The following is a 21,796-nucleotide window of genomic DNA, read 5'->3' as shown; positions in this document are numbered from 1 at the left end:
GCGACCTAGGCCAGGGCGGCCGGCCGGCGGTCGACCGCTTCGGCTTCTGCAGCCGTGCCAGTGCGCCCGACGCTGGTGCCGCACACGCGCGCGAGCTCGGCGACTTCGGTCACGTCGTGCCGCTTCGCCGCGTGCACGATGATCGCGGCGCACGCCTCAGCATCGGCGAGGGCGTCGTGGTGGGCGAAGTCTTCGAAGCCCGCGGCCATCGCGGCGACGGGCAGCCGGTACGAGTCGAGGTGGTAGGTCTTGCGGGCGACCCGCAGGCTGCACACGTACGACAGGCTCGGCACCTCGAGCGCGCTGGCCCGCTGCGCCGCCGCGAGCACGCCCATGTCGAACCCCGCGTTGTGGGCGGCGAGGGTGTCGCCGTCGACGAACTCGAGAAGAGCATCCACCTGACCGGCCCACAGGGGCGCGTCGACGATGTCGGCGGCGGTGATGCCGTGGATGCGCGTGTTCCACTCGAGCATGTCGTCGAAGCCGAACGGCGGGCGGATGAGCCAGCTCGCGCGGTCGACCACGCGGCCCTCGCGCACCTTCACGAGCCCCACCGAGCAGGCCGAGGCCGCGTGGTTGTTGGCGGTCTCGAAGTCGATCGCGGTGAAGTTCAGGGGCACCCCTCGATGGTGGCACGGGCCGCCGACTACGGTGGGGTCATGACCCGGCGCGCTCGCAGATCGGCCCCGGTCGCGCTCGCCGCGGCCGCCATGATGCTCAGTGGATGCTCGGCCCTGCCCTTCCTGACGCAGCAGCAGGAGTGCGTCAGCTGGGTGACCTTCGACGACCAGCAGGCGCTCGCCGCCTCGGCGCAGCTCATCGTCGTCGGCGAGGTGATGGAGCAGGTCGGCACGGTCGACCTGCTCGGCGGCGACGCGCGGCTCTACCGCTTCGAGGTGCTCGAAGCGAGCGACGACCGCTTCGCGGGGCTCGAGATCGAGATCGCCTCGCGCTCCGACGGCTGCGCGGCCGACCCCTACGGGTTCGGCGACCAGCTCGATACGAGTGCCCGCATCGCCGTCTTCCTCGCCACCGACGAGCAGTGGGGCGGCCTCGCCACGGTGACGCCGTTCGACGGCGTCGTGCCGGCGGGCGACCTCGAGCCCGGGCTCGAGCCGGGGCTGCCCTCGGTTGCGCCGCCCGCGCCCTGATGCACCGCGCGGATGCGCGCCGTCACGCGCACCTGAGCGCCCGGCCGCGGCCCTAGCCTGAGAGCGTGCACCTGCTCCGCCGCTATTCGCCCGCCGTGCTCGCCCAGCTCTTCTGGGCGATGAACTTCGTCGTCGGCGACCGTGTGATCGCCGAGTTCACGCCGCTCGAGCTCACGTTCTTCCGGTGGCTGGGCGCGTTTCCGATCCTGCTCGCCATCACCCTGTGGATCGAGCGCGACCGCCTCGACAAGTGGAAGCTCGCCCGGCAGGAGTGGTGGATCCACATCGTCCAGGCCGTGCTGGGCATGGTCGGGTACACCCTGCTGCTCTACGCCGCGCTCGACACCACGTCGCCGGTCAACGCGAGTGTGATCAGCGCCATCAACCCGGCCGTGATCGCGCTCGCCGCGGTCGTCGTGCTGGGGGAGCGCATCCGTCGCGGGGGTGTGCTCGGCATCGCGATCTCGTTCGTGGGCGTCGTCATCGTCGTGCTGCTCGGCGGCTCGGGCGGCATCTCTGACGTGAGCGTCGCGGTCGGCGACCTGCTCATCCTCGGCGCGATTCTCGCGTGGACGGCGTACGTCATCATCAGCCGGCGCATCCAGACCCCGCCGATCACGGCGACGACCGTGCAGGTCGGCATGAGCGCCGTGATGCTCGCGCCCGTCATGGCTCTCGTGGGCATTCAGGCGCAGCCCTCCGCCGAGGGCTGGTGGGGGCTCGCGATCATCATCGTGTTCCCGAGCGCGCTCGCCTACCTGCTGTGGAACGTCGCCGTCACGCAACTCGGCCCCTCGCGCACGGGCGTGTTCCTCAACCTGCTGCCCGTCTTCACGGCGATCATCGCGGTCGCGCTCGGCGACGCGCTCACCGTGTGGCAGGTGATCGGCGGGCTCATCGTGCTTGCTGGTGTGTACCTGACGACGCGGCCCGGCGCGACGATTCCCGGCCCCGAGAGGCGGATTCGGGATGCTGATCGCATCCCGCAGGAATAGTTCTGCATTCACACGCATTGACCTGAGCATGACGAAGCTCGGGTTCCTGTCGTTCGGCAACTGGATGGGCGTGACCGGCTCGCGCACCCGCACGGGCGGCGAGGCGCTGCTGCAGGGCGTGGAGCTCGCGGTCGCGGCCGAGGAGGTCGGCGTCGACGGCGCCTACTACCGCGTGCACCACTTCGCCCAGAACCACTCGAACCCGTTCCCGATGATGGCCGCCGCGGCTGCGCGCACGAGCCGCATCGAGCTCGGCACCGGCGTCATCGACATGCGCTACGAGAACCCGTGGTCGCTCGCCGAGCAGGCCGGCGCCACGGACCTGATCAGCGGCGGCCGGCTGCAGCTCGGCATCAGCCGGGGATCACCCGAGGCCGTCGTCGACGGCTGGCGCTCCTTCGACCAGATTCCGGCCGAGGGGCAGACGGACGCCGACATGGCCCGCGAGCACACCGACCTCTTCCGTCGCGCGATCGACGGCGAAGGCTTCGCGCCCGGCAACCCGCGCGTCATCGGCACCTCCACGCCGCAGCCGGTGACCCCGCAGTCGCCCGGGCTGTACGACCGCATCTGGTGGGGCGCCGGCACTCGTGCGACCGCCGTGTGGACGGCCGAGCAGGGCATGAACCTCATGAGCTCGACGCTTCTGACCGAAGACACCGGGGTGCCGTTCGACGAGCTGCAGGCCGAGCAGATCGCGATGTTCCGGTCGGCGTGGGCCGCTCGCGGATGGAAGCGCGAGCCCCGCGTGTCGGTGAGCCGCAGCATCCTGCCCATCATCGACGAGGAGACGCAGTACTACTTCGGCGTGCAGGCGCAGGCTGAGCAGACCGATCAGGTCGGCATTCTCGACGGTTCGCGCTCGCGCTTCGGCCGCTCGTACATCGGGGCGCCCGACGTGATCGCCGCCGAGCTCGCGCGCGACGCCGCCGTGCAGGCCGCCGACACGCTGCTCGTCACGGTGCCGAACCAGCTCGGCGTCGAGTTCAACGCGCGCCTGCTCGAGGCGATCGTGCGCGACGTGATGCCGGTGGTCGACGCGGAGGTCGTGCCCTCGCTCGCGTAGCGCGGTTCTACGGAGCGGTTCCTCGAAGGACGGCCAACAGGACGGAGACGCTTCCCCGGTCGAGCCACCCGTTCACGCTCACCTCGGTCACTCCCCGAGTGCCGTCGGGAAGAGGCGCCTCGTGCGTCTCGCCGTCGCACGGAATGGGAATCGAGAGAGAGCTGCCGCCCGACGTGCTGACCACCTGAACCGTGGCGACCGCCTCTCCGCCGCCGAAGCAAATGACGTCGACACCGTCAAGGTCGACCGTCTCGGCGAAGGTGACGGTGATCCCTTTTTCGTCCGGTGCATCCTCGGCTTTTGGCCCGACCGTTCCGGAAGTCGTCGCGAGCACTCCGGGCTGGTCGACCGCGTCCTCGAGAAAGTCGTTCGCCTCCTGCCGGGCGGCACCCAGGTCGGGCGTTTCTGCAGGCACGCAAGCGGAGAGGCCGAGCGGAGTGACCGCCGCAACCGCCAGCGTGATCGCGAGCAATAGTCGACGGTCTCGCATGGGGGTCACAGTAGCACTGGGGGGCTCGACTCGCGCGGGGGTCGTCGCCCCTGCTCGACGGGGGTGAAGAGAGTTGTTCGTCCTGTGTGCCTGCCGCGGCATGTGCCGCGAGAGGCACATTGTTCTGACAGATGCTTCTCCGCAACGCCGAGCGTCAGCACAGCGCCGATCCCGCCGCGAACGGCCTAAGCGGGGCGGATGCTGAGCGCCAGACCGTCGGCGCTTGCGGTGTTGAGCGGGATGCCCGCATCGAGCTCGGCTCGGGCGACGCGCTGCTCGGCGCCGCTCCACTCGTCCCGAACGATCCACACGTCGACATCGGCCGCGCCGCTCGCGTCGAGAACCGGACGCCACCGCACGACCTGCCCGACCCCGGCCTCCGAGACCGCGAAGGTCGCGAGCTGGGCGCCGTGAGCGCGGGGCGAGTGCGCGAGCCCCGTCACGCCGGCCGTCGAGCCCGAGAGCACGGGCGACACGGCGCGAGCATCCATCGCCGCCGTTCGCCACTCGCGGTAGATCGCGATTCCCTGCCGCATCTCGGCGAGCTGCGCGGGCGCCCAGCCCGGCAGGTCGCCCATGAGGATCCATGGGCCGCCGACGAGGTAGGGCGCGAGTTGCGCGCGCAGCGGCAGGTGCGGTTCGTCGCCCATGTACTTGCTGGTCCACGACGACGGCAGGTAGACGCCGAGGCCGAGGGCCGCGAGGCGGTTCTCCTGCGACCGGCACCAGTCGTCGCCGATCGTCGTGTCGTGGTGCGCGATCATCTGGAGGTCGAGGGGCTTGCCGCCGTTCCAGCAGTTCTCGATGAGCAGGTTCGGGTGCGCCTCGCGCAGCGCCGCGAGCACCGAGTACCAGCCGGTCACGCCCGCCGCCTCGCCCGCACCGGGGTCGTGGGTGTGGTGCTCGGCGTCGCAGCGGCTGATCGTCTCGAAGTCGTGCAGCAGCCAGTCGACGCCGTCGCGCACGAGGCGGTCGAGGCACGCGAGCACGTGGTCGCGCGCGGGCTCGTGCCCGAGGCACAGCGAGTGGTTGCGGTGCGAGACCATCTGGTGCCGGCCGTTCCAGGTGGCGAGCCAGTCGGGGTGCGCGGTCGCGACCACCGAATCGGGCGACGCGTTGCCCGCCCCCACCCACAGCCCGAGCTTCATGCCGCGATCGTGCGCGAGCGCGGCGATGCCCGCGACGCCGCCCGCGTAGCCGGACTGCGCGTTCCAGTCGCCGACGTGGTCCTCCCAGCCCTTGTCGACCGTGACGACCTCCACGCCGAGGTCGGCGGCGACGTCGAAGAACGCCGTGACCCGCTCGGGGTCGATGTCGGTACCGAAGCCCCAGGTGTCGGCGATGAGCGGCGGCGGGGCGGTGGATGCTCGGCTCGGCACCGTCGCCGCGAGCAGCTCGCGCAGCCAGGCCTCCGCGGTCTCGTGGTCGCCGTGACCGTGACGCACGAGCAGGCCGGGAAGGGCATCCGGGGCTGGAAGCTCGGCCGGGCGGAAGGTCTGCCACGGCAGGCGCGTCTGCACGGTCAGCCCATGGTCGTCGGCGAGCAGGTCGAGCAGCACCGCTTCGCTGCGGTCGAGCGCCGTGGCGAGGGCGACAGGCCGACCGTCGGCGTCGGCGGCGGCGACCGTGCACCAGCCGGCCGCATCCTGGTAGCGCTCGTCAGCCTCCGGGGAGTGTCCGACCGTGCGGTAGAGCACGCCGTCGTGCATCTCGCCTTCGGGGAAGTCGAAGGGCGTGCGGGTGCCGTGCGCGGCGTCGACGTTGAGTGCGGCTGCGTCGGCGACCGAGTAGGCGCCGCTGACGAGCGTGCGCGGCCGGGCGGGACTCACGGCGAGCTCGTCGATTCGGAAGCCCCGGAACTTCGCATCCCACGTGAAGGGGTGCAGCATGCGCACGCTCACGTCGTGCCAGCCGTCGAGCCGCAGGCGCGCGACGATCGTGTCGCCAGCGCGCTCGGCGGAGTGGTCAGGACGCTCGGGGTGCGCGACGATGCGCTCGAAGCCGTGGGGCATGCGTTAGATCATACCTTTGCGACGCTGCGGCGCGGAGGGGGATTTCGTGCTGAACCTGTGTGCCAGGCGAGGCATGTGCCGTGAGCGGCACACAGCCTCAGCGGCAACTCCCGCGCCTCGCTCGCGCCCGCGGCTCACCGACCCGCGGCGTAGCCCTGGTTGCCGCGCGAATTGGCCGCGGCGAACATCCACCCGCGGTCGCGCTCGATGCCCACGCAGCTGAGGCGACCGAGGCTCCACGGGCCCATGACGGTCACCTCGTGCCCGCGCGCCCGCAGCTCGTCGATCACCGAGGCACCGAGCCGCGACTCGACCGTGAGCGACCCCGGCTGCACCGTGCGCGGCTCGAACGAGGCGACCATCGCGTCGGTGTGGAACATCGGCGCATCGATCGCCTGCTGCGGCTCATACCCGCCGACGATGCGGCGCAGCAGGTAGAGCAGCTGCCACTGGTCCTGCTGGTCGCCACCCGGGGTGCCGAGCGCCTCGACCACGCGCCCCTCGCGCACGAGCATCGTCGGCGAGAGCGTGCTGCGGGGGCGGATGCCCGGCTCAAGCCGCGACGGAGACGCCGAGTCGAGCCACATCATCTGCAGGCGCGTGCCGAGGCAGAAGCCGAGAGCGGGGATCGTCGGCGACGACTGCAGCCAGCCGCCCGAAGGCGTCGCCGAGATCATCGTGCCGTGGCGGTCGATGACGTCGAGATGGCAGGTGTCGCCGCGCTGGCGCCCCGCGCGGTCGAGCGTCGGCTCGCCCGAGCCGGGCAGCGGGGCCGCGGCAGCGCCGGCGGGCCGCACGGGCGGCATCCACGGCTCGCGCCCGCCGGGGCGGCCGGGCCGCACCTCGCGCGAGGCCGTCTCGCCGATGAGGGCAGCGCGCTCGGCCGCGTAGGCGGGGGACAGCAGGTCGGTGAGCAGCGCATCCGGATCATCGATCGCTGCCGGGTCGGCGAACCAGGCGTCGCGGTCGGCGAGCGCGAGCTTGAGCGCCTCGGTGATGGTGTGCACGCCGAGGGCGGTCGAGGGGTCGAGCACGGCGTCGCCGCCCACGGCCGCGGCTGCGTCGAGAATGGCGAGCGACTGCAGCAGCGCGGGCCCCTGCGACCACAGCCCGGCCTTCAGCACCTCAACGCCGCGGAAGGTCAGCGATGCGGTCGCCTCCTCGGCGGGGGAGTACGCCGCGAGGTCGGCGGCGGTCATGACGCCCGGCAGCGCACCGCCGATCGAGTGCTGCACCGGGCTCTGCACGAACTGCTCGGCCGCCTCGCCGACGATCTCGGTCCACAGCGCGATCGCTGCGCGCACGCGCGACTCCCGCGAGCCGGTCGACTCGCCCGCCGCGAGCAGGCGCGCCAGCACCCGGGCCCAGGGCTCGTTGGTGATCAGGTCGCCGGGTTCGGGAATGCGCCCGCCGGGCATCCACTGCGCTGCCGATGTCGGCCAGTGCTGCTCGAACAGCGGCGCGACCGCGCGGATCGTGCGCACCACGTTCTCGTGCACGGGGTGCCCGTCGCGCGCGTAGCCGAGGGCGGGGGCGAGCACGTCGGCGAGCTCCCAGGTGCCGCGCGTCGCGAGCAGGTGCAGCCAGGCGACGACCGAGCCGGGCACGGCGGCGGCGAGCGGCCCCGCGCCGGGGATCTCGTCGAGGCCGAGCCCGCGGTAGTGCTCGATGGTCGCGGCGGCGGGGGCGGATCCCTGTCCGGCGAGCACGAACGGATGCTCTCCCGCGGGCGCCACGATCGCCGTCAGGTCTCCGCCCGGTCCGTTGAGGTGCGGCTCGACGACGTGCAGCACGAAGGCCGCGGCCACGGCGGCGTCGACCGCGGTGCCGCCCCGCTCGAGCACCGACTGCGCCGTCGCGGTCGCGAGCCAGTGCGTGCTCGCCGCCATGCCGAACGTGCCGCGCAGCTCGGGGCGGGTGCGGTCGACGGGCGGGGAGGTGAAGGCGGTCATGCCTTCACGCTAACCCGCGCGACGTAGTGCGGTGCCGAGCGCGGGCTGCGCATCCGGTGCCCGCATCGCCCGCCGGTAGGCTTGACCCCCGTGGCTCTCACTATCGGCATCGTCGGCCTGCCCAACGTCGGCAAGTCCACCCTCTTCAACGCGCTCACCGAGAACGACGTGCTCGCGGCGAACTACCCGTTCGCCACGATCGAGCCCAACGTCGGCGTCGTCGAGCTGCCCGACCCGCGTCTGAAGGTGCTGGCCGAGATCTTCGGCAGCGAGCGCATCCTGCCTGCCGCCGTGTCGTTCGTCGACATCGCGGGCATCGTGAAGGGCGCGAGCGAGGGCGAGGGCCTCGGCAACCAGTTCCTCGCGAACATCCGCGAGTCCGACGCGATCGCGCAGGTCGTGCGCGCCTTCACCGACAGCGACGTCGTGCACGTCGCCGGCGCCGTCGACCCGGCCAGCGACATGGAGACCATCAACACCGAGCTCATGCTCGCCGACCTGCAGACGCTCGAGAAGGCGATCCCGCGCTACGAGAAAGAGGTCAAGGGCAAGAAGGCCGACCCCTCGGTGCTGCAGGCGGCGCTGGATGCTCAGGCCTTGCTCTCCGCCGGCGCGACCCTCTCCTCCGCTGGTTTCGACGCTACGCCGATCCGCGAGCTCGGCCTCCTGAGCGCGAAGCCGTTTATCTACGTGTTCAACGTCGACGAGGGAGTGCTCGGCGACAGCGCCCGCATGGCCGAGCTCGCCGCGCTCGTCGCGCCCGCGAAGGCGGTCTTCCTCGACGCGAAGATCGAGAGCGAACTGATCGGCATGGATGCCGCCGACGCCGCCGAGCTCTTGGCCTCGACCGGTCAGAGCGAGAGCGGACTCGCGCAGTTGGCTCGCATCGGCTTCGACACCCTCGGCCTGCAGACCTACCTGACCGCCGGACCCAAAGAGTCGCGCGCGTGGACCATCGGCAAGGGCTGGAAGGCCCCCCAAGCCGCGGGCGTCATCCACACCGACTTCGAGCGCGGCTTCATCAAGGCCGAGGTCATCGGCTTCGACGACCTCGTCGCCTGCGGCTCGGTCGCCGAGGCCCGCGCCAAGGGCAAGGCCCGAATCGAGGGCAAGGACTACGTCATGCAAGACGGCGACGTGGTCGAGTTCCGCTTCAACGTGTGAGGAGTTCGGGGTGGCAAGAGCGATAAACGTCGGACAGATCGCGGCGGTTCGCACTGCTTTCCGCTTTGCAGGTTACGAGGGACCACTTCGCGTGGTACCTGTAGCGAGTGAAGATGAGCGCCTCTTCGTCCTTCCGTCGGATGTGATTCCCCGGCTAACCGACCTTCGTGGCCTCGAACAACTGCTCCAACAGATTCTCGGCAGGAAAGTTTGGATTCTTGACGTCTCACAAATTCCCGGACCTACAGAAGACTTCGATTGAGTGACCTGGCCCATCTGCGCTAGATATCGAGTTGCGTTTTGCGGTACGGGTTCCCCTGCCGCCAATATCCAGGGTGAGCCTGTGGAAAAGCATCAATAACTTCATCATCTGGTGATACTTTTGATGCATGCGCACGACGGTGAATCTCGACGATGACCTGCTGGCCAAAGCCGCAGAGCTCAGCGGCACGACCGAACGCACGGCCCTGCTGCGCGAGAGTCTGCAGGCCCTCATTGAGCGGGAGAGCGCTCGGCGGCTCAGTCTTCTCGGCGGCACCGACGCCGGTGCGACCGCCGCAGATCGTCACCGCGACGTCGCCTAAGTCGTGATGCTGGTTGACACCTCGGTCTGGATCGACCATCTGCACCGCGGGGAGAGGGAGCTCGTGCGTGCATTGAACACATCGCTGGTCGTCCAGCACCCGATGGTCATCGGAGAGTTGTCCTTGGGGAGACTCCGCGACCGGTCGGTGGTGCTTGAGTTGCTGGGCAACCTTCCGAGCTCACCGATCGCGAGTCACAGCGAAGTCGCCGGTTTCGTCGAGGTTCATGCGCTCTACGGTCAGGGGCTGAGTCTTGTTGACGCGCACCTGCTCGCATCCGTCGTGCTCGCGCCGGGCACGACGCTGTGGACTCGGGACAAGCGCCTGCGCGAAGCGGCCAACCGGCTCGGGGTCGGCGCGAGCCTCCCGTAACCGGGTCTCTACAACTCCAACGGGTCACGCTTACCAGGAGAGGGTGATCTCGAACTCTCGCTCGTCGTGCTCGATCTCGACCTCGACCTCCATGGTGACCTCGTCGGGCAGCTTGACGGTGACCCGCAGGCCGTCGCGCTCCATGAGGATGCCGTTGCCGGAGGCCAGCTCGTCCGCGATGGCGCGGAGCTGGTGAGCGGCCTCTTCCCGGCTCAGAACCTGCTTCTTCTCGATCTTGACGATGTCCATGCGTCGACTTCATCACTGGACTCGAGCATCCGCGACGAACGACGAGTTAACCGATTGCGAATTGTGGCAACTCGGCGAGATCGAGGCGCTTGTTGCCGGCGACGAGGGCACCTGCCGGGCGCCGTGCGCATGCGAAGATGAGTCATGACCACGAACTACCCGCCTCGCACCAACACCCTCGCCCTCGTCGGCTTCATCGCGAGCTTCATGATCCCCGTGGTCGGCATTGTCCTCGGCATCATGGCCGGGCGCCAGATCGCGCTGACGAACGAGGGCGGTCGAGGTTTGGCACGAGCTGCCGTCATCGTCGGAGCGGTCGGTACGACCCTCCAAGTCATCTTCTTCATCGTCTGGCTCTCGCTCTTCTCGTACGGCGTCAGCCAAACGCCGATCTTCCGCTGAGCACCGCGCAGGCGCGGCCTCCGTACCGCCGCGTCCGCTGGGCTCAGGGGCTCAACACCTCGGCCGTCGCGTCTCCTACCTCGAGCGGAAAACGGACCACGAGCTCTCCGCCCGCAGTCGTCACGATGAAGTCGAGCCAGTCGCCGACCGGCCGCTCGAGCGGGCTGGGCGCGATCGACGCGTCGCGCTCCCGGATGCCGAGCACGCGCACGTCGCGCGTGCCGACGATGCCCATCGATGGGCTGAAGTGCAGCATCCCGGGCGAAATCTGAGCGACGCCGACGCTCCACTCGGTGCCGATGTTGAGCACCCGCCCCGTCGCTGCGCGGATGGCGCACCGCACCTCGCCTTCGAGCAGTCGCTTGCGATCGTGCCGGCGTTCGATCTCGTCCGGAATCAGCCACCACAGGAGGTCGGCGAAGAACCCGAAGAACCAGCCGAAGACGAACTCGAGGAGGCTGGACACGCGGCGGCGGTGCTCAGCTCGCGAGCTCTTCGCGCAGTCGTGGCTCGACCCGATGCTCGGGCTTGACACCCGACTTGTCGGCGTAGAAAGCGCGGATGACGTCCATGTCGCGCGACACATCGCCCGTGAGCTCGATCGTCGGGCCGAGCCCGGTGGTCATCGTCGTGCGGTCGACGTAGCCGAGCGTCAGCGGCAGCCCCGCCTCGCGCGCGATGCGGTAGAAGCCCGACTTCCAGTACGTGTGGCCTTTGCGGGTGCCGTCGGGGGTGACGACGAGGCCGAAGATGTCACCGGCCCGGATGCTCTCCAGCACTTCCCCGACCACCGCGGCCGGCGACTCGCGGTCGACGGGTATGCCGCCCCAGGCCCGCATGATGGGCCCGCGCCATCCGCGGAACAGGCTCTTCTTGCCCAGCCAGCGGAAGCGCATGTCGAGCCGCCAGGCGATGGCGAGCATGAAGACGAAATCCCAGTTCGACGTGTGCGGCGCACCGATGAGCACCGTGGGGCGATCGGGTGCGGGCTCCGAGACGAGCTTCCATCGGCTGAACGCCCAGAAGGTGCGGGCCACGACGCGTCGAAAGAGCACTGAACAAGAATACGTCTCAGCCCGCACCAGAGTGCCGCGTAGACGCGCCCCGTGACACGCGAGTAGCGTCTCGCGCATGTTCCTTCTCGAGCTCAACTGGCTGGCGATCCTCGTCGCCTTCGTCGTCGCCTTCCTCGCCGGAGCCCTGTGGTTCGGGCCCAAGACCTTCTTCCCCGTCTGGTGGAAGGCCATGGGCAAGGGCGACGAGACGCCCGGCGGCGACAACATGGCGCTCGTGTTCGGGCTCACGGCGGTCGGCGCGCTTGTGCAGGTGATCGCCGTGGCATCCGTCATCTACTTCGTCGGCCTCGCGGCGGGGCCGGTCGGACCGCTCGGTGGCCTGCTCACCGGTCTGCTGCTGGGCATCGGGTTCGCCGCCGCGAGCTCGCTCAGCCACCGGCTCTTCGCCGGCCACGGCCTCAAGGTGTGGATCATCGAAGTAGGAAGCGACGTGCTGAACTACACGCTCGTCGGCCTCGTCATCGGCCTGTTCGGCTAGCGGCGCCCGGCACAGACACGGCTCAGCGCCGGCTCAGCGCGCGAGCAGCTGCGCGGCCGCGCCCCGACCCGTGCGCACGGCACCCTCCATGTAGCCGCACACCCACTGGTCTGAGCCGACGAGCCAGAACGGCGGCTCGTGCGAGCCGTGCAGCGGCCCGACCGCGGTGAGGTCGCCCGGGCGCCAGGCCGTGATGTAGCCCTGCGTGAACGGGTCGGCGAACCAGTCGCGTACGAACACGGCCTGGGTATCGCGCGCCTCCTCGCCGTAGGCGGCGACGAGCTCGTCGAGCAGGGCTCCCTCGCGGGCCGCGGCGGGCAGCGCCTGGTACGGCCCGAGGCGGTCGACGGGCACGAGCGCCGACAGCGCGCCATCGGTCTGCACCCACGTGCCGCCGAGCAGCGTGTGCTCGAAGTAGCCCGTGCCGTTCTGCCCGTTGGCCTCCCAGAACGAGCTGGCGTGCACAGTGACGAGCTTCGCGGCGGGCGCGTGCTGGCGTCGCGTCGCGGCGGCCAGATACGCCTCGCTGACCCCGCTGATGCACAGGTCGCGCAACGGCCCGGCGGGCAGCGCGCACACGACATCGGCGGTGTGCAGCCGTTCGCCGGTGCGCAGGGTGACGGCGACTCCCGCGTCGGTCACGTCGATCGCGCTCACCGGGCTGCCATATCGGATGCGGTGCCCCAGCTCGTCTGCCATGCGCAGTGCGACCGTGGCCGAGCCCTCGAGCACTTTCGAGCTCTCCCACGCGTCGTAGTCGTAGAACCCCGTCGCGCCGGCGGTGGCCTCTTTGCGCAGGTCGGCGAGCAGCGAGCGGCGCCAGATCGAGGGGTCGGCGAGCGCGAGGGTGCGCAGCTCCATGGCGCGCAGCACGGCGGGCGTCGCGCCCTCCGACCGCAACCACGCTCCGACGCTCAGCCGGTCGAGGGCGACGGCATCGGGATGCGCCCACGGATCCTCGGGGTCGACGCTGGCGGCGAGGGCCGCGAACCGCTGCTCGAGCGCGTCGTAGATCGCGCGGTCAGCGCCGGGCATCCAGGGCATCTCGTCGCCCAGCACGCGTCCTTCGCTCACCAGCCACGTCGACTCGCCGGGAATGCCGGTGAAGCTCGGAACGATCGTCAGCCCGAGCTCGGCGACCAGCTGCCGGTAGGAAACGTGCGAGTCGCCGATGACCTCGCCGCCCAGCTGGATCGGGCGGCCGTCGGGCATGAGGGTCTGCTCGACACGACCGCCGGCGCGGCCGCGCGCCTCGAGCACGATCACGTCGGCGCCGCCGGCCGCGAGGTCGCGCGCGGCGCTCAGGCCGGCGAGTCCGGCGCCGACGACGATCACATCAGTTCTGGTCATGACGGGCTCCCGTGCTCAGCCGCGCAGGCGCTCGCCGCGCGGGTCGTAGAAGGGGCGGCGCGAGACGGTCGCGGGCACGGCGATGCCGCGGCACTCGACGGCGAAGTCCGGGCTCTCGTCGGTCCCGAGGGTGGCGACGTCGACGAGCGCCGGGTCGACAATCGCGATGCCGACCGCGCGGCCGAGCGTGTGCCCGTACGCCCCGCTCGTGAGGCGCCCGACCTCCACCCCGTCACGCAGCAGCGCCTCGTCGTGCACGAGCATCATCTCGGGGTCGTCGAGGGCGACGGAGACAGTGCGGTGCTTCGGGGCGCGCGGGTCGAGAGCGGCAAGCGCGTCGCGGCCGACGAAGCCGCCCGGCTTGTCGAGCGCCACCGTAAAGCCGAGCCCGGCGGCATACGGGTCGTCGCTCGGCCCGATGTCGTGGCCGAGGTGCCGGTAGCCCTTCTCGCTGCGGAGGGTGTCGAGCGCCTGGTAGCCGGCCATCCGCACGCCAAGCTCCTGCCCGGCCTCCCACAGCGCGTCGAGCACGTTCACCGCGAGGTCGGCCGAGGGGTAGAGCTCGTAGCCGAGCTCGCCGACGAAGCTGATGCGCAGGCTGTAGGCGAAGCCGTCGGCCACCTCGACCTCGCGGCCCGACTGGTAGGGCTGCGCGGCGTCAGACCAGTCGTCGGGCGAGACGCGCCGCAGCAGCTCGCGGCTGAGCGGCCCCATGACGCCGATCGTGGCGAACGCCGCGGTGACGTCCGTGACGACCGCCGCCGTGCCGCGGGCGAGGCGCCGCAGCAGCCCGAGGGTCGCGTGGTGGCTGAACGAGGGCGTGACGACGAGGAACCGGTCGGCCGCGAGCCGGGTGACCGTGCCGTCGAGCTCGATGCCGCCGGTGCGATTGAGGAACAGCGTGTAGACGGCCTGCCCCACGGCCACATCGACGTCGCTCGTCACGGCGCGCTGAACGAGGGCGAGAGCATCCGGCCCCGCGATCTCGACCTTGGTGAAGGGGCTGAGGTCGAACAGGCCAACGCCTTCACGCGCGGCTCGGTGCTCGGCGGCGACCTGGTCGAAGCTGCCGGGGCGGCGGTAACTGTAGCTCTCGTCCGGGGTCGGGCCGCCGTACCAGAGGGCCCGCTCGCCGCCGTTGACCTCACCGAAGCGGGCGCCGAGCTCGGCGAGGCGAGCGTGCAGGGGAGTGCGCCGCACGTCGCGCGCGGTCGGCGACTGGTAGCCGGGCCAGTGCATCGCGTAGAGGCGCCCGAGGCTCTCGACCGTGCGGGCGTGCAGGTAGCGGCGGTTGCTCTGGTGGCGCGAGAAGCGCCGCACGTCGACGCCCGCCGAGTCGAACTGGGGCGATCCGGCGACGATCCAGCGGGCGAGCTCGCGGCCGATGCCGGGGCCGTAGATGATGCCCTGCGAGTTGAGGCCCGCGGCGACGAACAGGTTCTCGACCTCGGCCGTCTCGCCCATGAGGAAGGCGGTGTCGGGCGTGAAGCTCTCGGGCGCGGTGAGGAAGCGGTCGTAGCCAGCCGGGCCGAGCGCGGGCACGGCGCGCTCGGCGGCGGTGCGCACCGGGGCAAAGTGATCCCCATCGTCGGGGAACGTCGCGAACCCCTCGGTCGAGATCGTTTCGACACCGCGCGGGATGCCCTGCGGCTCGAATGCGCCCACCAGCAGCCGCCCGGCCTCGGGTCGGATGTAGTAGCTGTGATCGACATCCCGCAGCACCGGCAGAGTCGGCACGGCGCCGTCGATCGGGTTCGAGCGCACGTGCACGTGCTCGGCGGCGTAGAGCGGCAGTGAGGCACCCGCCGTGCGTGCGAGGTCGCGGCTCCACAGGCCGCCGGCGATGATGACGCGGTCGGCGGTGATCGTGCCGTGGTCGGTGACGACGCCGGTGGCGCGCCCGGCGTCGTGGGCGATCGCGGTGACCGCGGCGCCCTCGCGGATCGTTACCCCGGCGCCGTGCGCGAGCTTCGCGATCGCGAGCGCCGCCCAGCCCGGGTTGAGGTAGCCGTCGTTCGGGAAGTGCAGCGCCGCGAGCACTCCCTCGGTCGAGGCGATCGGCCACAGGCGGGCGACCTCGTCGGCGTCGACGAGGTGCGCCGCGATGCCGCTGCGCACAGCGACGTCGCGGGCGTACGCGAGCTCGTCGACGCGCCCCGGTTGGCGGGCGATGCTGAGCGATCCGCTGCGGGTGAGCGACACGTCCAACCCCGACCGCGATTCGAGCTCACCGTAGAAGTCGAGCCCGTACGACGACAGGCCGGTCATCGCCCGCGACCCACGGGCCCCGGCGACGAGTCCGGCGGCGTGCCAGGTGGTACCGCTCGTCAGCACACCGCGCTCGAGCAGCAGCACGTCGTCGACGCCCGCCTCGGCGAGGTGCAGGGCGATGCTCGCGCCGACGATGCCGCCCCCGACGACGATCGTGCCGACGCGCCCCGGCAGACCCTCGCCGCCCCTCGGCAGCTCGGCGGCGAAAACCGATGCGCTCAGCGAGCGGTCGACGAGTCTGTCCACGGCGATGTGCCTCCCGAGTGCAGGCTAATTGCTTATTGGCCCGGTGGACAACACTGCCGTGGAGGGGCGCTGCGCAGCGTGTGTGCCGCTCGCGGCACATGCCGCGGCAGGCACACTCGCCCTCGGCGATGCGGCACCCAGCCGAGTCCGGCACGATAGGGCTGTGGATGCTCTCACCGCGCTCGCCGAGGCCCGCGCCGCGCTCGCCGCGGCCGCTGGGCGCCTCGCCGCGGCGGGCGCCGCCCCCGAGCAGCTCGCCGTCACGGTTCCCGCGCACCGCGCGCTCGGGTTCATTCCGCGCCGCGAGACCTTCCGGCGCACCGGCGAGGGATTCGTGCTCGGCGCGCTGCTCGTCACCGCAAGCGGAGACGTGTTCGCGCCCGGGCGCATCGCGCGCGCGAGCCGGCAAGTGCTGCCAGGCCACCAGTCCGAGAGCGCGCGGGCTCGCCGCGACCTGCGCCAGCGCCTGCTCGACGCCCGCCTGCCCGAGGGCACGACGGTCGTCATCGACTCGCGCCCGGTGCCGCTCGATGACGCGGCCGCGATGGCCGCCGAGCGGGGTCCGCTCGTGCTGTGCGAGCAGGCGGGCGCGACGACGGTGCTCGTGCGCTGGGTGCCGACCGCGGCCGATGACACGCTGCGCCCCCTCGACGCCTACCTCGCCGAACGCCTCGACCTGGCGCTGGGCACCCTGACCGCCGCGCGAGCCGAGAGCGAGCATCCATGACCGAGAACGAGGCCGCAGGGCTCGATGGCGCTGGAATAGACGCCGACGCCTTCGCCTTCTACGCCGAGCTCGCCGACCACCAGACCAAAGAGTGGTGGCTCGCGAACAAGCAGCGCTACGAGACGCGCGTGAAGGCGCCCGTCGAGCGCCTCGTCGACGCGCTCGGCGGCGAGTTCGGGCCGCTCAAGATCTTCCGGCCCTACAAAGACGTGCGGTTCAGCGCCGACAAGCGCCCCTACAAGGATCACCTCGGGCTCGTGACGGCCGACGACTCGAGTGCGACCTACTACCTGCAGCTCTCGCGGCAAGGATTGATGCTCGCGGGCGGGCTCTACCAGCCGGCGCGCGAGCAGCTCGCCCGGTTTCGCGAGATCGTCGACGACAACCGCCTGGTCGGCGACCTCGAGGCGACCCTCGAGGAGGTCGGCGAGAGCGGCTTCGCCATCATGACGACGGATGCCCTCGCCACCGCCCCCCGCGGGTTCCGCGTCGACCACCCGAAGATCGAGCTGCTGCGCCTGAAGCGCCTGGCCATCGCCGCCGAGCACGCGCCCGCCGACTGGATGACCGGGCCCGAGCTCGTCGACCGCGTGCGCGCGGGCTGGCGCACCGTGCGCGTCTGGAACGACTGGATCGCCGAGAACCTGCCCACCGCGGTCGAGGCGACCCGATGAGCGACCTCGTCCCCCTGCCGACCGCCGACCCGATCGTGCGCGGCGTGCGCATCGTCGTGTCGGCTATCACGCGGACGAGCGCCTGGCGGTGGGCGGCGCACCGCGTCATGCCTCCCATCGAGCACGCGCTCGCGAGCGCGACCGGCGGTCGCATGCAGGTCAGCAGCCTGTTCGTGCCCTCGCTCATCCTGACCACGACGGGCGCCAAAAGCGGCCTGCCGCGCGACACGGTGCTCATGTACACGGCCGACGGCCACGGTCGGGCGATCGTCGCGGGCACGAACTGGGCGGCCGCGACGCACCCCGCCTGGACGTACAACCTGCTCGCCCACCCCGAGGCCGAGATCACGGTGCGGGGCCGGCGGTACGCGGTGCGGGCATCCACGATCGAGGGGGATGCCCGCGATCGCGTCTGGCGCCACCTCGAGTCGCAGTGGCCCGAGTACCGGGCCTACGAGCGCGACTCGGGGCGCACGGTCAGACTGTTCCGCCTGCACCTGCTGCGCGCACTCTGAGCTGCGCGGTGTCGGTCGGCACCTCCCGCCGACGCGCTCGTCGTTCGGTGCGTCGGGTCCGCGCTGAGCGCAGCGCGGCGGCGATCGCGGGCTGCCCGAGCACGATGCCGAGCAGCACGATGACCATCCCGATCACCTGCACAGCGGTGAAGGTCTCCTGGGCGACAAGCACGCCGAGTGCGACCCCGGCCACGGGGTTGAGCAGGCCGACGAGGCCGACGGCTCCGGCGGGCAGGTGCTGCAGGGCGGCGAACCACGTCGCAAAGGCGAGAGCGGTGGCAACGAGCGCAAGGTAGGCGGCGCCCGCGAGACCGGCCGCGTCGAGCGCCGGGGGAGCGCCCTCGGCGAGCAGCGCGATGGGCACAAGCGCGAGGCCGCCGAGCGTGAGTTGCCAGGCGGTGACGGAGAGCGCGGGGGTGCCGTCGTTCCAGCGCCGGGCCAGCACGAATCCGACCGATGACATGAGCATCGCGGCGAGCGAGGCGGCAATGCCCCAGCCGTTCAGCGTGCCGGTGGCGCCGGCGAGCAGGACGACGACGCCGGCGAAGCCGATGACGGCGCCGAGCAGCGACAGGGCGGCGGGCTTCTCGCGCGCGATTGGCCAGGCGAGCATCAGGATGACCGCGGGCGAGGTGGCCATGAGCATTGCGGCGACGCCCGAGGGCAGCAGCTGCGCGGCGAGGTAGACGAGCACGAAGAACGCACCGACGTTCAGCACGCCGAGCACGGCCGATCGCCACCACCAGCGCCGCCGCGGCAGGCGGCGGGCGAGAAGCAGCAGTACGAGACCGGCGGGCAGCGCGCGCAGGGTGGCGCCCCAGATCGGGGTGTCGGCCGGCAGCAGCTGCGCGGTGACGACATAGGTAGAGCCCCAGGCGAGGGGCGCGATCGCGGCGACGAGGAGCCAGCGCCAAGTGGATGTCATACCCGGCAGAACCTTTCCATGGAAAGTATTATTCCCGCATGACCGATCGGGTATCCCGCATCCAAGCTGAGTGGCAGCGCGAGCGCCCCGACCTCGATGTCGCGCCGCAAGGGGTCTTCGGCCGGCTCGCCCGTCTCGCCGCCGCGATCGAGGTCGAGCTCGAGGCGGTGTTCCGCCAGCACGGCCTCACGACGGGCGAGTTCGACGTGCTCGCCGCCCTCCGCCGGGCGGGCGCGCCGTACGAGCGCACTCCGACAGCTCTTGCCGACAGCACGATGGTCACAGCGGGCGGTCTCACCAAGCGCGTCGACCGCCTCGAGGACCGGGGGCTCGTCACCCGCCGCATCTCTCCGCTCGATGGTCGGGGGCGGGTGGTGGCGCTGACGGATGCGGGACTCACGCTCGTCGAGCGCGCGTTCGAGGCGCACCTCGCCAACGAGCACCGCCTGCTCGCGCCGCTCGATACTGCCGACCGCGCCGCGCTCGAGCGCCTGCTGCGCATCTGGCTCGACTGGCTGCGGGCTGAGCACTAGGGAGGCACTCTAGGCTGTGGCCGTGCTGCTCGACATTGCGTTCATCGTCGCCGGTCTGGTGCTGCTGGTCGCGGGGGGTGAGGCACTCGTGCGCGGCGCCTCGACGCTCGCGGCGAAGGTGGGCATCTCGCCGCTCGTCATCGGCCTCGTCGTCGTCTCCGCGGCGACCTCGGCGCCCGAGCTCGCGGTCACGCTCGACGCCGTGCTTCAGGGCGAGCCCGACCTCGCGCTCGGCAACGTCGTGGGCAGCAACATCGTCAACGTCCTGTTCATTCTCGGCTTGTCGGCGATTGTCATGCCGCTCGTCATCAAGCGTCAGCTCGTGCGCTTCGACATCCCCGTCATGGTCGGCATCTCGGTGCTGCTCGTCGCGGTGAGCCTCGACGGCGTCATCGGGCTGCTCGACGGCGTGCTGCTTCTCGCCGGCCTCGGCGTGCACACGGTGATGAGCATCGTCATCGGCCGCCGTGAGGGTGCCGCCGCAGAGCCCGTCGAGCCGGCGCTCAACAGCAAGCCGGTTCCGCTGTGGCTCGCCCTGCTGCTGCTCGTCGCGGGTATCGCCTTGCTCGTGCTCGGAGCCCGCCTGCTCGTCGACGGCGCGGTCAGCATCGCGACCGCGCTCGGCATCAGCAGCCTGGTGATCGGGCTCACGGTGGTGGCCGTCGGCACGTCGCTGCCCGAGCTCGCGACCTCGATCATCGCGGTGCGCCGCGGTGAACGCGACATGGCCGTCGGCAACATCGTGGGCAGCAACATTTTCAACATCGGCATGGTGCTCGGTCTGCCGGCGATCCTCTTCGGCCAGGGCATCCCGGTGCCGCCTGCGGCGATCGCGCTCGACCTGCCCCTCATGCTCGCGACCGCGCTCGCGCTGCTGCCGATCGCCTTCACGGGCTTCGTCATCGCGCGATGGGAGGGCGGCCTCTTCGTGGCCCTCTACATCGCCTACACGGTCTATCTCGTGCTCGCCTCGACCCAGCATGCCGCGCTCGCAGGCTTCACGGATGTCATGCTCTGGTTCGTGCTGCCGCTGCTGGCGATGACTCTCGTGGCGGTGACCGCTTTCGAGGTCGGAGTGCGGCGCGGACGTCGGTCGCCGGCACCACCGCCGGACTAGTCGCCTGAGTCGTCGGCGGCGATCTCGATGAGCGCTTCGTTGTGCCGCAGGAACCCGGGCTTCCACGGGGGGTCGAAGCGTGCGTAGTACACGTCACCCACCGGCGTGAGTTCGGCTGCTCGCACGGACGCGACGAGGTGCGCGCCCTGATCGGTGAATCGTGACGTGCGGGCCGAGCCGGTGAATCGTCGCGCCGCGACGAGGCGCGCAGCCACCGCCAGGGTTCGCACCCGTTGGTCGCGTGGGCTCGGGGTGCTCGCCGCATCCATGTCGGCGGGCATGACGAAGCTCACCGTCTGCACGCCTTCTGCACGAGGCTGCTGCAGCACCGGGGCAGTCATGGAGATGCTCCGCCCGCCGGCGTTGCCGCCGCTGATGTACTGGAAGAGGGGGCCGAAACCGGCCCCCGCTCCCGCATCGAGACCGCCCCGAACATCGACTTGCACGAGCATGTGCGCCGGGTACTGGCGCACCTCGAACCCGTCGTGCTGTCGCACGAGCGTGTACGGCTGCTGCTCGGTCACGTCGGGATCGCCTAGTTCATGCTCGAGAGCAGGTCTTTCATCTGCCTGTAGATGAGGCCCGCGGCGTTCTTCGGGTTCAATCGCGAGAGGCGCGACATGATGCGCGCGTCGCCGCCGATGAAGATCTCGTACGAGCCCTTCTCGATCGCCTCGATGATCTGGCGACCGGCTTCGGCGGGCGCCGTCGTCTTGCGCTGCTTGTCGCCCGCAGCCGCGGCCATCTCCTTCGCCTGCTCCTCGGTCATGAGCCCCGAGTTGACGGTGATGTTCGTGCCGATGGCGCCCGGGAACACCCCGGTGACCGCGACGTTCGTCTCCATGAGCTCCGAGTGCAGGGCGCGGCTGAGCTGCGCCACGGCCGCCTTGGTGGCGCCGTATACGCCTTGACCGGGAACCGGGGCGTACGCGCCCATGCTCGCCACGTTCACGAGCGCGGCCTCGGGCCGCGTCACCAGCTCGGGCAGGAACGCCTTGGTGGTGTTGAGCACGCCGTAGAGGTTGACGTCGATGACGCGCTCGATCTGGTCCCAGTCGAGCTGCATGACGGGCACGAACTTCTGGATGATGCCCGCGATGTTGAGCAGACCGTCGACCTGGCCGTGCTGCTTGATGATCGCCGCGGGAAGCTTTTCGACCGCCTTCCGGTCGGTGATGTTCACGACATGCGTCGAGATGCGGTCGCCGTGGTCGCCGGCCAGCCGCACGGTCTCGGCCAGACCCTCCTCGCTGAGGTCGAGAGCTGCGACGCGCGCGCCCTTCGCCACGAGGCCGAGCACGACCTCGCGCCCGATGCCGTTGCCGCCGCCGGTGACGGCGAAGACCTTCCCACTGATCTGCATGATGCTCCTTCGATACCGGATGCGCGTCCTCGCGCACCCCGAGGCTAACCGCTCCCCGACCGATCGGTCAGGGTCGAACGTCCC

General features: G+C 70.9%; 25 protein-coding genes. 13 read left to right on the top strand and 12 right to left on the bottom strand.

The window, feature by feature from the left end; genetic code table 11:
- Nucleotides 1-5: 5 nt before the first annotated feature.
- A complete protein-coding gene (locus NNL39_RS01895) occupies nt 6-620 on the bottom strand; it encodes an exonuclease domain-containing protein (protein WP_255160020.1) in 615 nt (204 codons plus the stop codon).
- 39 nt (nt 621-659) lie between these two features.
- Between NNL39_RS01895 and NNL39_RS01890 the strand changes: the two genes are divergently transcribed.
- The 3 genes from NNL39_RS01890 (at nt 660) to NNL39_RS01880 (ending at nt 3,212) form a co-directional block, all read left to right on the top strand.
- Nucleotides 660-1,151, top strand: a complete 492-nt coding sequence (locus NNL39_RS01890) for a hypothetical protein (RefSeq protein ID WP_255160019.1) — start codon at nt 660-662, stop codon at nt 1,149-1,151.
- Between the two features lie 65 nt (nt 1,152-1,216).
- A complete protein-coding gene (locus NNL39_RS01885; protein WP_255160018.1) occupies nt 1,217-2,146 on the top strand; it encodes a DMT family transporter in 930 nt (309 codons plus the stop codon).
- Between the two features lie 28 nt (nt 2,147-2,174).
- Nucleotides 2,175-3,212: an LLM class flavin-dependent oxidoreductase gene (locus tag NNL39_RS01880; RefSeq protein ID WP_255160017.1), complete on the top strand. Its 1,038-nt coding sequence runs from the start codon at nt 2,175-2,177 to the stop codon at nt 3,210-3,212.
- Between the two features lie 7 nt (nt 3,213-3,219).
- Here NNL39_RS01880 and NNL39_RS01875 read toward each other — a convergent pair whose 3' ends face one another.
- The 3 genes from NNL39_RS01875 to NNL39_RS01865 all read right to left on the bottom strand — a co-directional run bounded on the left by NNL39_RS01875 (nt 3,220) and on the right by NNL39_RS01865 (nt 7,666).
- A complete protein-coding gene (locus tag NNL39_RS01875) occupies nt 3,220-3,684 on the bottom strand; it encodes a hypothetical protein (protein ID WP_255160016.1) in 465 nt (154 codons plus the stop codon).
- 203 nt (nt 3,685-3,887) lie between these two features.
- Nucleotides 3,888-5,714, bottom strand: coding sequence for a glycoside hydrolase family 36 protein (locus NNL39_RS01870; protein WP_255160015.1), 1,827 nt, complete (start codon nt 5,712-5,714; stop codon nt 3,888-3,890).
- 134 nt (nt 5,715-5,848) lie between these two features.
- Nucleotides 5,849-7,666, bottom strand: coding sequence for a gamma-glutamyltransferase family protein (locus tag NNL39_RS01865; protein ID WP_255160014.1), 1,818 nt, complete (start codon nt 7,664-7,666; stop codon nt 5,849-5,851).
- A gap of 90 nt (nt 7,667-7,756) precedes the next feature.
- Between NNL39_RS01865 and ychF the strand changes: the two genes are divergently transcribed.
- From ychF to NNL39_RS01850, 3 genes are all read left to right on the top strand, one after another.
- Nucleotides 7,757-8,830, top strand: a complete 1,074-nt coding sequence (ychF, locus tag NNL39_RS01860; protein ID WP_255160013.1) for a redox-regulated ATPase YchF — start codon at nt 7,757-7,759, stop codon at nt 8,828-8,830.
- Between the two features lie 389 nt (nt 8,831-9,219).
- Nucleotides 9,220-9,414 carry a type II toxin-antitoxin system VapB family antitoxin gene (locus NNL39_RS01855; protein ID WP_255160012.1) on the top strand — a complete coding sequence of 65 codons (195 nt, stop codon included), beginning with the start codon at nt 9,220-9,222 and terminating at the stop codon, nt 9,412-9,414.
- A 6-nt stretch (nt 9,415-9,420) separates the two neighbouring features.
- A complete protein-coding gene (locus NNL39_RS01850; protein ID WP_255160862.1) occupies nt 9,421-9,786 on the top strand; it encodes a type II toxin-antitoxin system VapC family toxin in 366 nt (121 codons plus the stop codon).
- Nucleotides 9,787-9,816: 30 nt separating this feature from the next.
- On the opposite strand, the gene NNL39_RS01845 is transcribed toward NNL39_RS01850, so the two are convergent.
- On the bottom strand, nt 9,817-10,035 hold the full coding sequence (locus NNL39_RS01845) for an amphi-Trp domain-containing protein (protein ID WP_255160011.1): 219 nt from the start codon (nt 10,033-10,035) through the stop codon (nt 9,817-9,819).
- Nucleotides 10,036-10,179: 144 nt separating this feature from the next.
- Between NNL39_RS01845 and NNL39_RS01840 the strand changes: the two genes are divergently transcribed.
- Entirely contained in the window at nt 10,180-10,437 is a 258-nt protein-coding gene (locus NNL39_RS01840) for a DUF4190 domain-containing protein (protein ID WP_255160010.1), read from the top strand.
- 43 nt (nt 10,438-10,480) lie between these two features.
- Here the strand turns inward: NNL39_RS01840 and NNL39_RS01835 are convergent, their stop codons facing one another.
- A complete protein-coding gene (locus tag NNL39_RS01835) occupies nt 10,481-10,903 on the bottom strand; it encodes a hypothetical protein (protein WP_255160009.1) in 423 nt (140 codons plus the stop codon).
- 13 nt (nt 10,904-10,916) lie between these two features.
- Nucleotides 10,917-11,492 (bottom strand): 1-acyl-sn-glycerol-3-phosphate acyltransferase, encoded by a 576-nt coding sequence (locus NNL39_RS01830; RefSeq protein WP_255160008.1) that lies wholly within the window; start codon nt 11,490-11,492, stop codon nt 10,917-10,919.
- A 76-nt stretch (nt 11,493-11,568) separates the two neighbouring features.
- Between NNL39_RS01830 and NNL39_RS01825 the strand changes: the two genes are divergently transcribed.
- The gene (locus NNL39_RS01825; protein WP_255160007.1) at nt 11,569-11,991 is read left to right on the top strand and encodes a DUF1761 domain-containing protein; all 423 of its coding nucleotides are present in this window, start codon (nt 11,569-11,571) and stop codon (nt 11,989-11,991) included.
- 33 nt (nt 11,992-12,024) lie between these two features.
- On the opposite strand, the gene NNL39_RS01820 is transcribed toward NNL39_RS01825, so the two are convergent.
- Entirely contained in the window at nt 12,025-13,341 is a 1,317-nt protein-coding gene (locus NNL39_RS01820) for a flavin monoamine oxidase family protein (protein WP_255160006.1), read from the bottom strand.
- A 15-nt stretch (nt 13,342-13,356) separates the two neighbouring features.
- Nucleotides 13,357-15,858: a GcvT family protein gene (locus tag NNL39_RS01815; RefSeq protein WP_255160005.1), complete on the bottom strand. Its 2,502-nt coding sequence runs from the start codon at nt 15,856-15,858 to the stop codon at nt 13,357-13,359.
- A 163-nt stretch (nt 15,859-16,021) separates the two neighbouring features.
- Here NNL39_RS01815 and NNL39_RS01810 point away from each other — a divergent pair, with 163 nt between their 5' ends.
- Genes NNL39_RS01810 through NNL39_RS01800 form a run of 3 tightly spaced genes read left to right on the top strand, consistent with a single transcriptional unit; the run spans nt 16,022 to nt 17,774 of the window.
- On the top strand, nt 16,022-16,585 hold the full coding sequence (locus NNL39_RS01810; protein ID WP_255160004.1) for a hypothetical protein: 564 nt from the start codon (nt 16,022-16,024) through the stop codon (nt 16,583-16,585).
- Nucleotides 16,582-17,259: a DUF2461 domain-containing protein gene (locus NNL39_RS01805; RefSeq protein ID WP_255160003.1), complete on the top strand. Its 678-nt coding sequence runs from the start codon at nt 16,582-16,584 to the stop codon at nt 17,257-17,259. The genes NNL39_RS01810 and NNL39_RS01805 overlap by 4 nt, the downstream gene beginning before the upstream one ends.
- Nucleotides 17,256-17,774 carry a nitroreductase/quinone reductase family protein gene (locus NNL39_RS01800; RefSeq protein WP_255160002.1) on the top strand — a complete coding sequence of 173 codons (519 nt, stop codon included), beginning with the start codon at nt 17,256-17,258 and terminating at the stop codon, nt 17,772-17,774. Before NNL39_RS01805 ends, NNL39_RS01800 begins: the two co-directional genes overlap by 4 nt.
- Here NNL39_RS01800 and NNL39_RS01795 read toward each other — a convergent pair.
- Nucleotides 17,737-18,699 (bottom strand): DMT family transporter, encoded by a 963-nt coding sequence (locus NNL39_RS01795; protein ID WP_255160001.1) that lies wholly within the window; start codon nt 18,697-18,699, stop codon nt 17,737-17,739. The genes NNL39_RS01800 and NNL39_RS01795 overlap by 38 nt on opposite strands.
- A 38-nt stretch (nt 18,700-18,737) precedes the next feature.
- Here NNL39_RS01795 and NNL39_RS01790 point away from each other — a divergent pair, with 38 nt between their 5' ends.
- Together NNL39_RS01790 and NNL39_RS01785 are read left to right on the top strand one after the other, a co-directional pair.
- Nucleotides 18,738-19,232: a MarR family winged helix-turn-helix transcriptional regulator gene (locus NNL39_RS01790; RefSeq protein ID WP_255160000.1), complete on the top strand. Its 495-nt coding sequence runs from the start codon at nt 18,738-18,740 to the stop codon at nt 19,230-19,232.
- A gap of 22 nt (nt 19,233-19,254) precedes the next feature.
- The gene (locus NNL39_RS01785; protein WP_255159999.1) at nt 19,255-20,349 is read left to right on the top strand and encodes a calcium/sodium antiporter; all 1,095 of its coding nucleotides are present in this window, start codon (nt 19,255-19,257) and stop codon (nt 20,347-20,349) included.
- Here NNL39_RS01785 and NNL39_RS01780 read toward each other — a convergent pair.
- Complete coding sequence (locus tag NNL39_RS01780) at nt 20,346-20,873, bottom strand: SOUL family heme-binding protein (protein ID WP_255159998.1); 528 nt, start codon at nt 20,871-20,873, stop codon at nt 20,346-20,348. The genes NNL39_RS01785 and NNL39_RS01780 overlap by 4 nt on opposite strands.
- Before the next feature lie 11 nt (nt 20,874-20,884).
- Nucleotides 20,885-21,712 (bottom strand): SDR family NAD(P)-dependent oxidoreductase, encoded by an 828-nt coding sequence (locus NNL39_RS01775; protein ID WP_255159997.1) that lies wholly within the window; start codon nt 21,710-21,712, stop codon nt 20,885-20,887.
- Nucleotides 21,713-21,796 lie beyond the last annotated feature (84 nt).

Source organism: Microcella humidisoli, from assembly GCF_024362325.1.
Classification (GTDB): domain Bacteria; phylum Actinomycetota; class Actinomycetes; order Actinomycetales; family Microbacteriaceae; genus Microcella; species Microcella humidisoli.
This window is presented reverse-complemented; position numbering and strand designations above follow the sequence as displayed.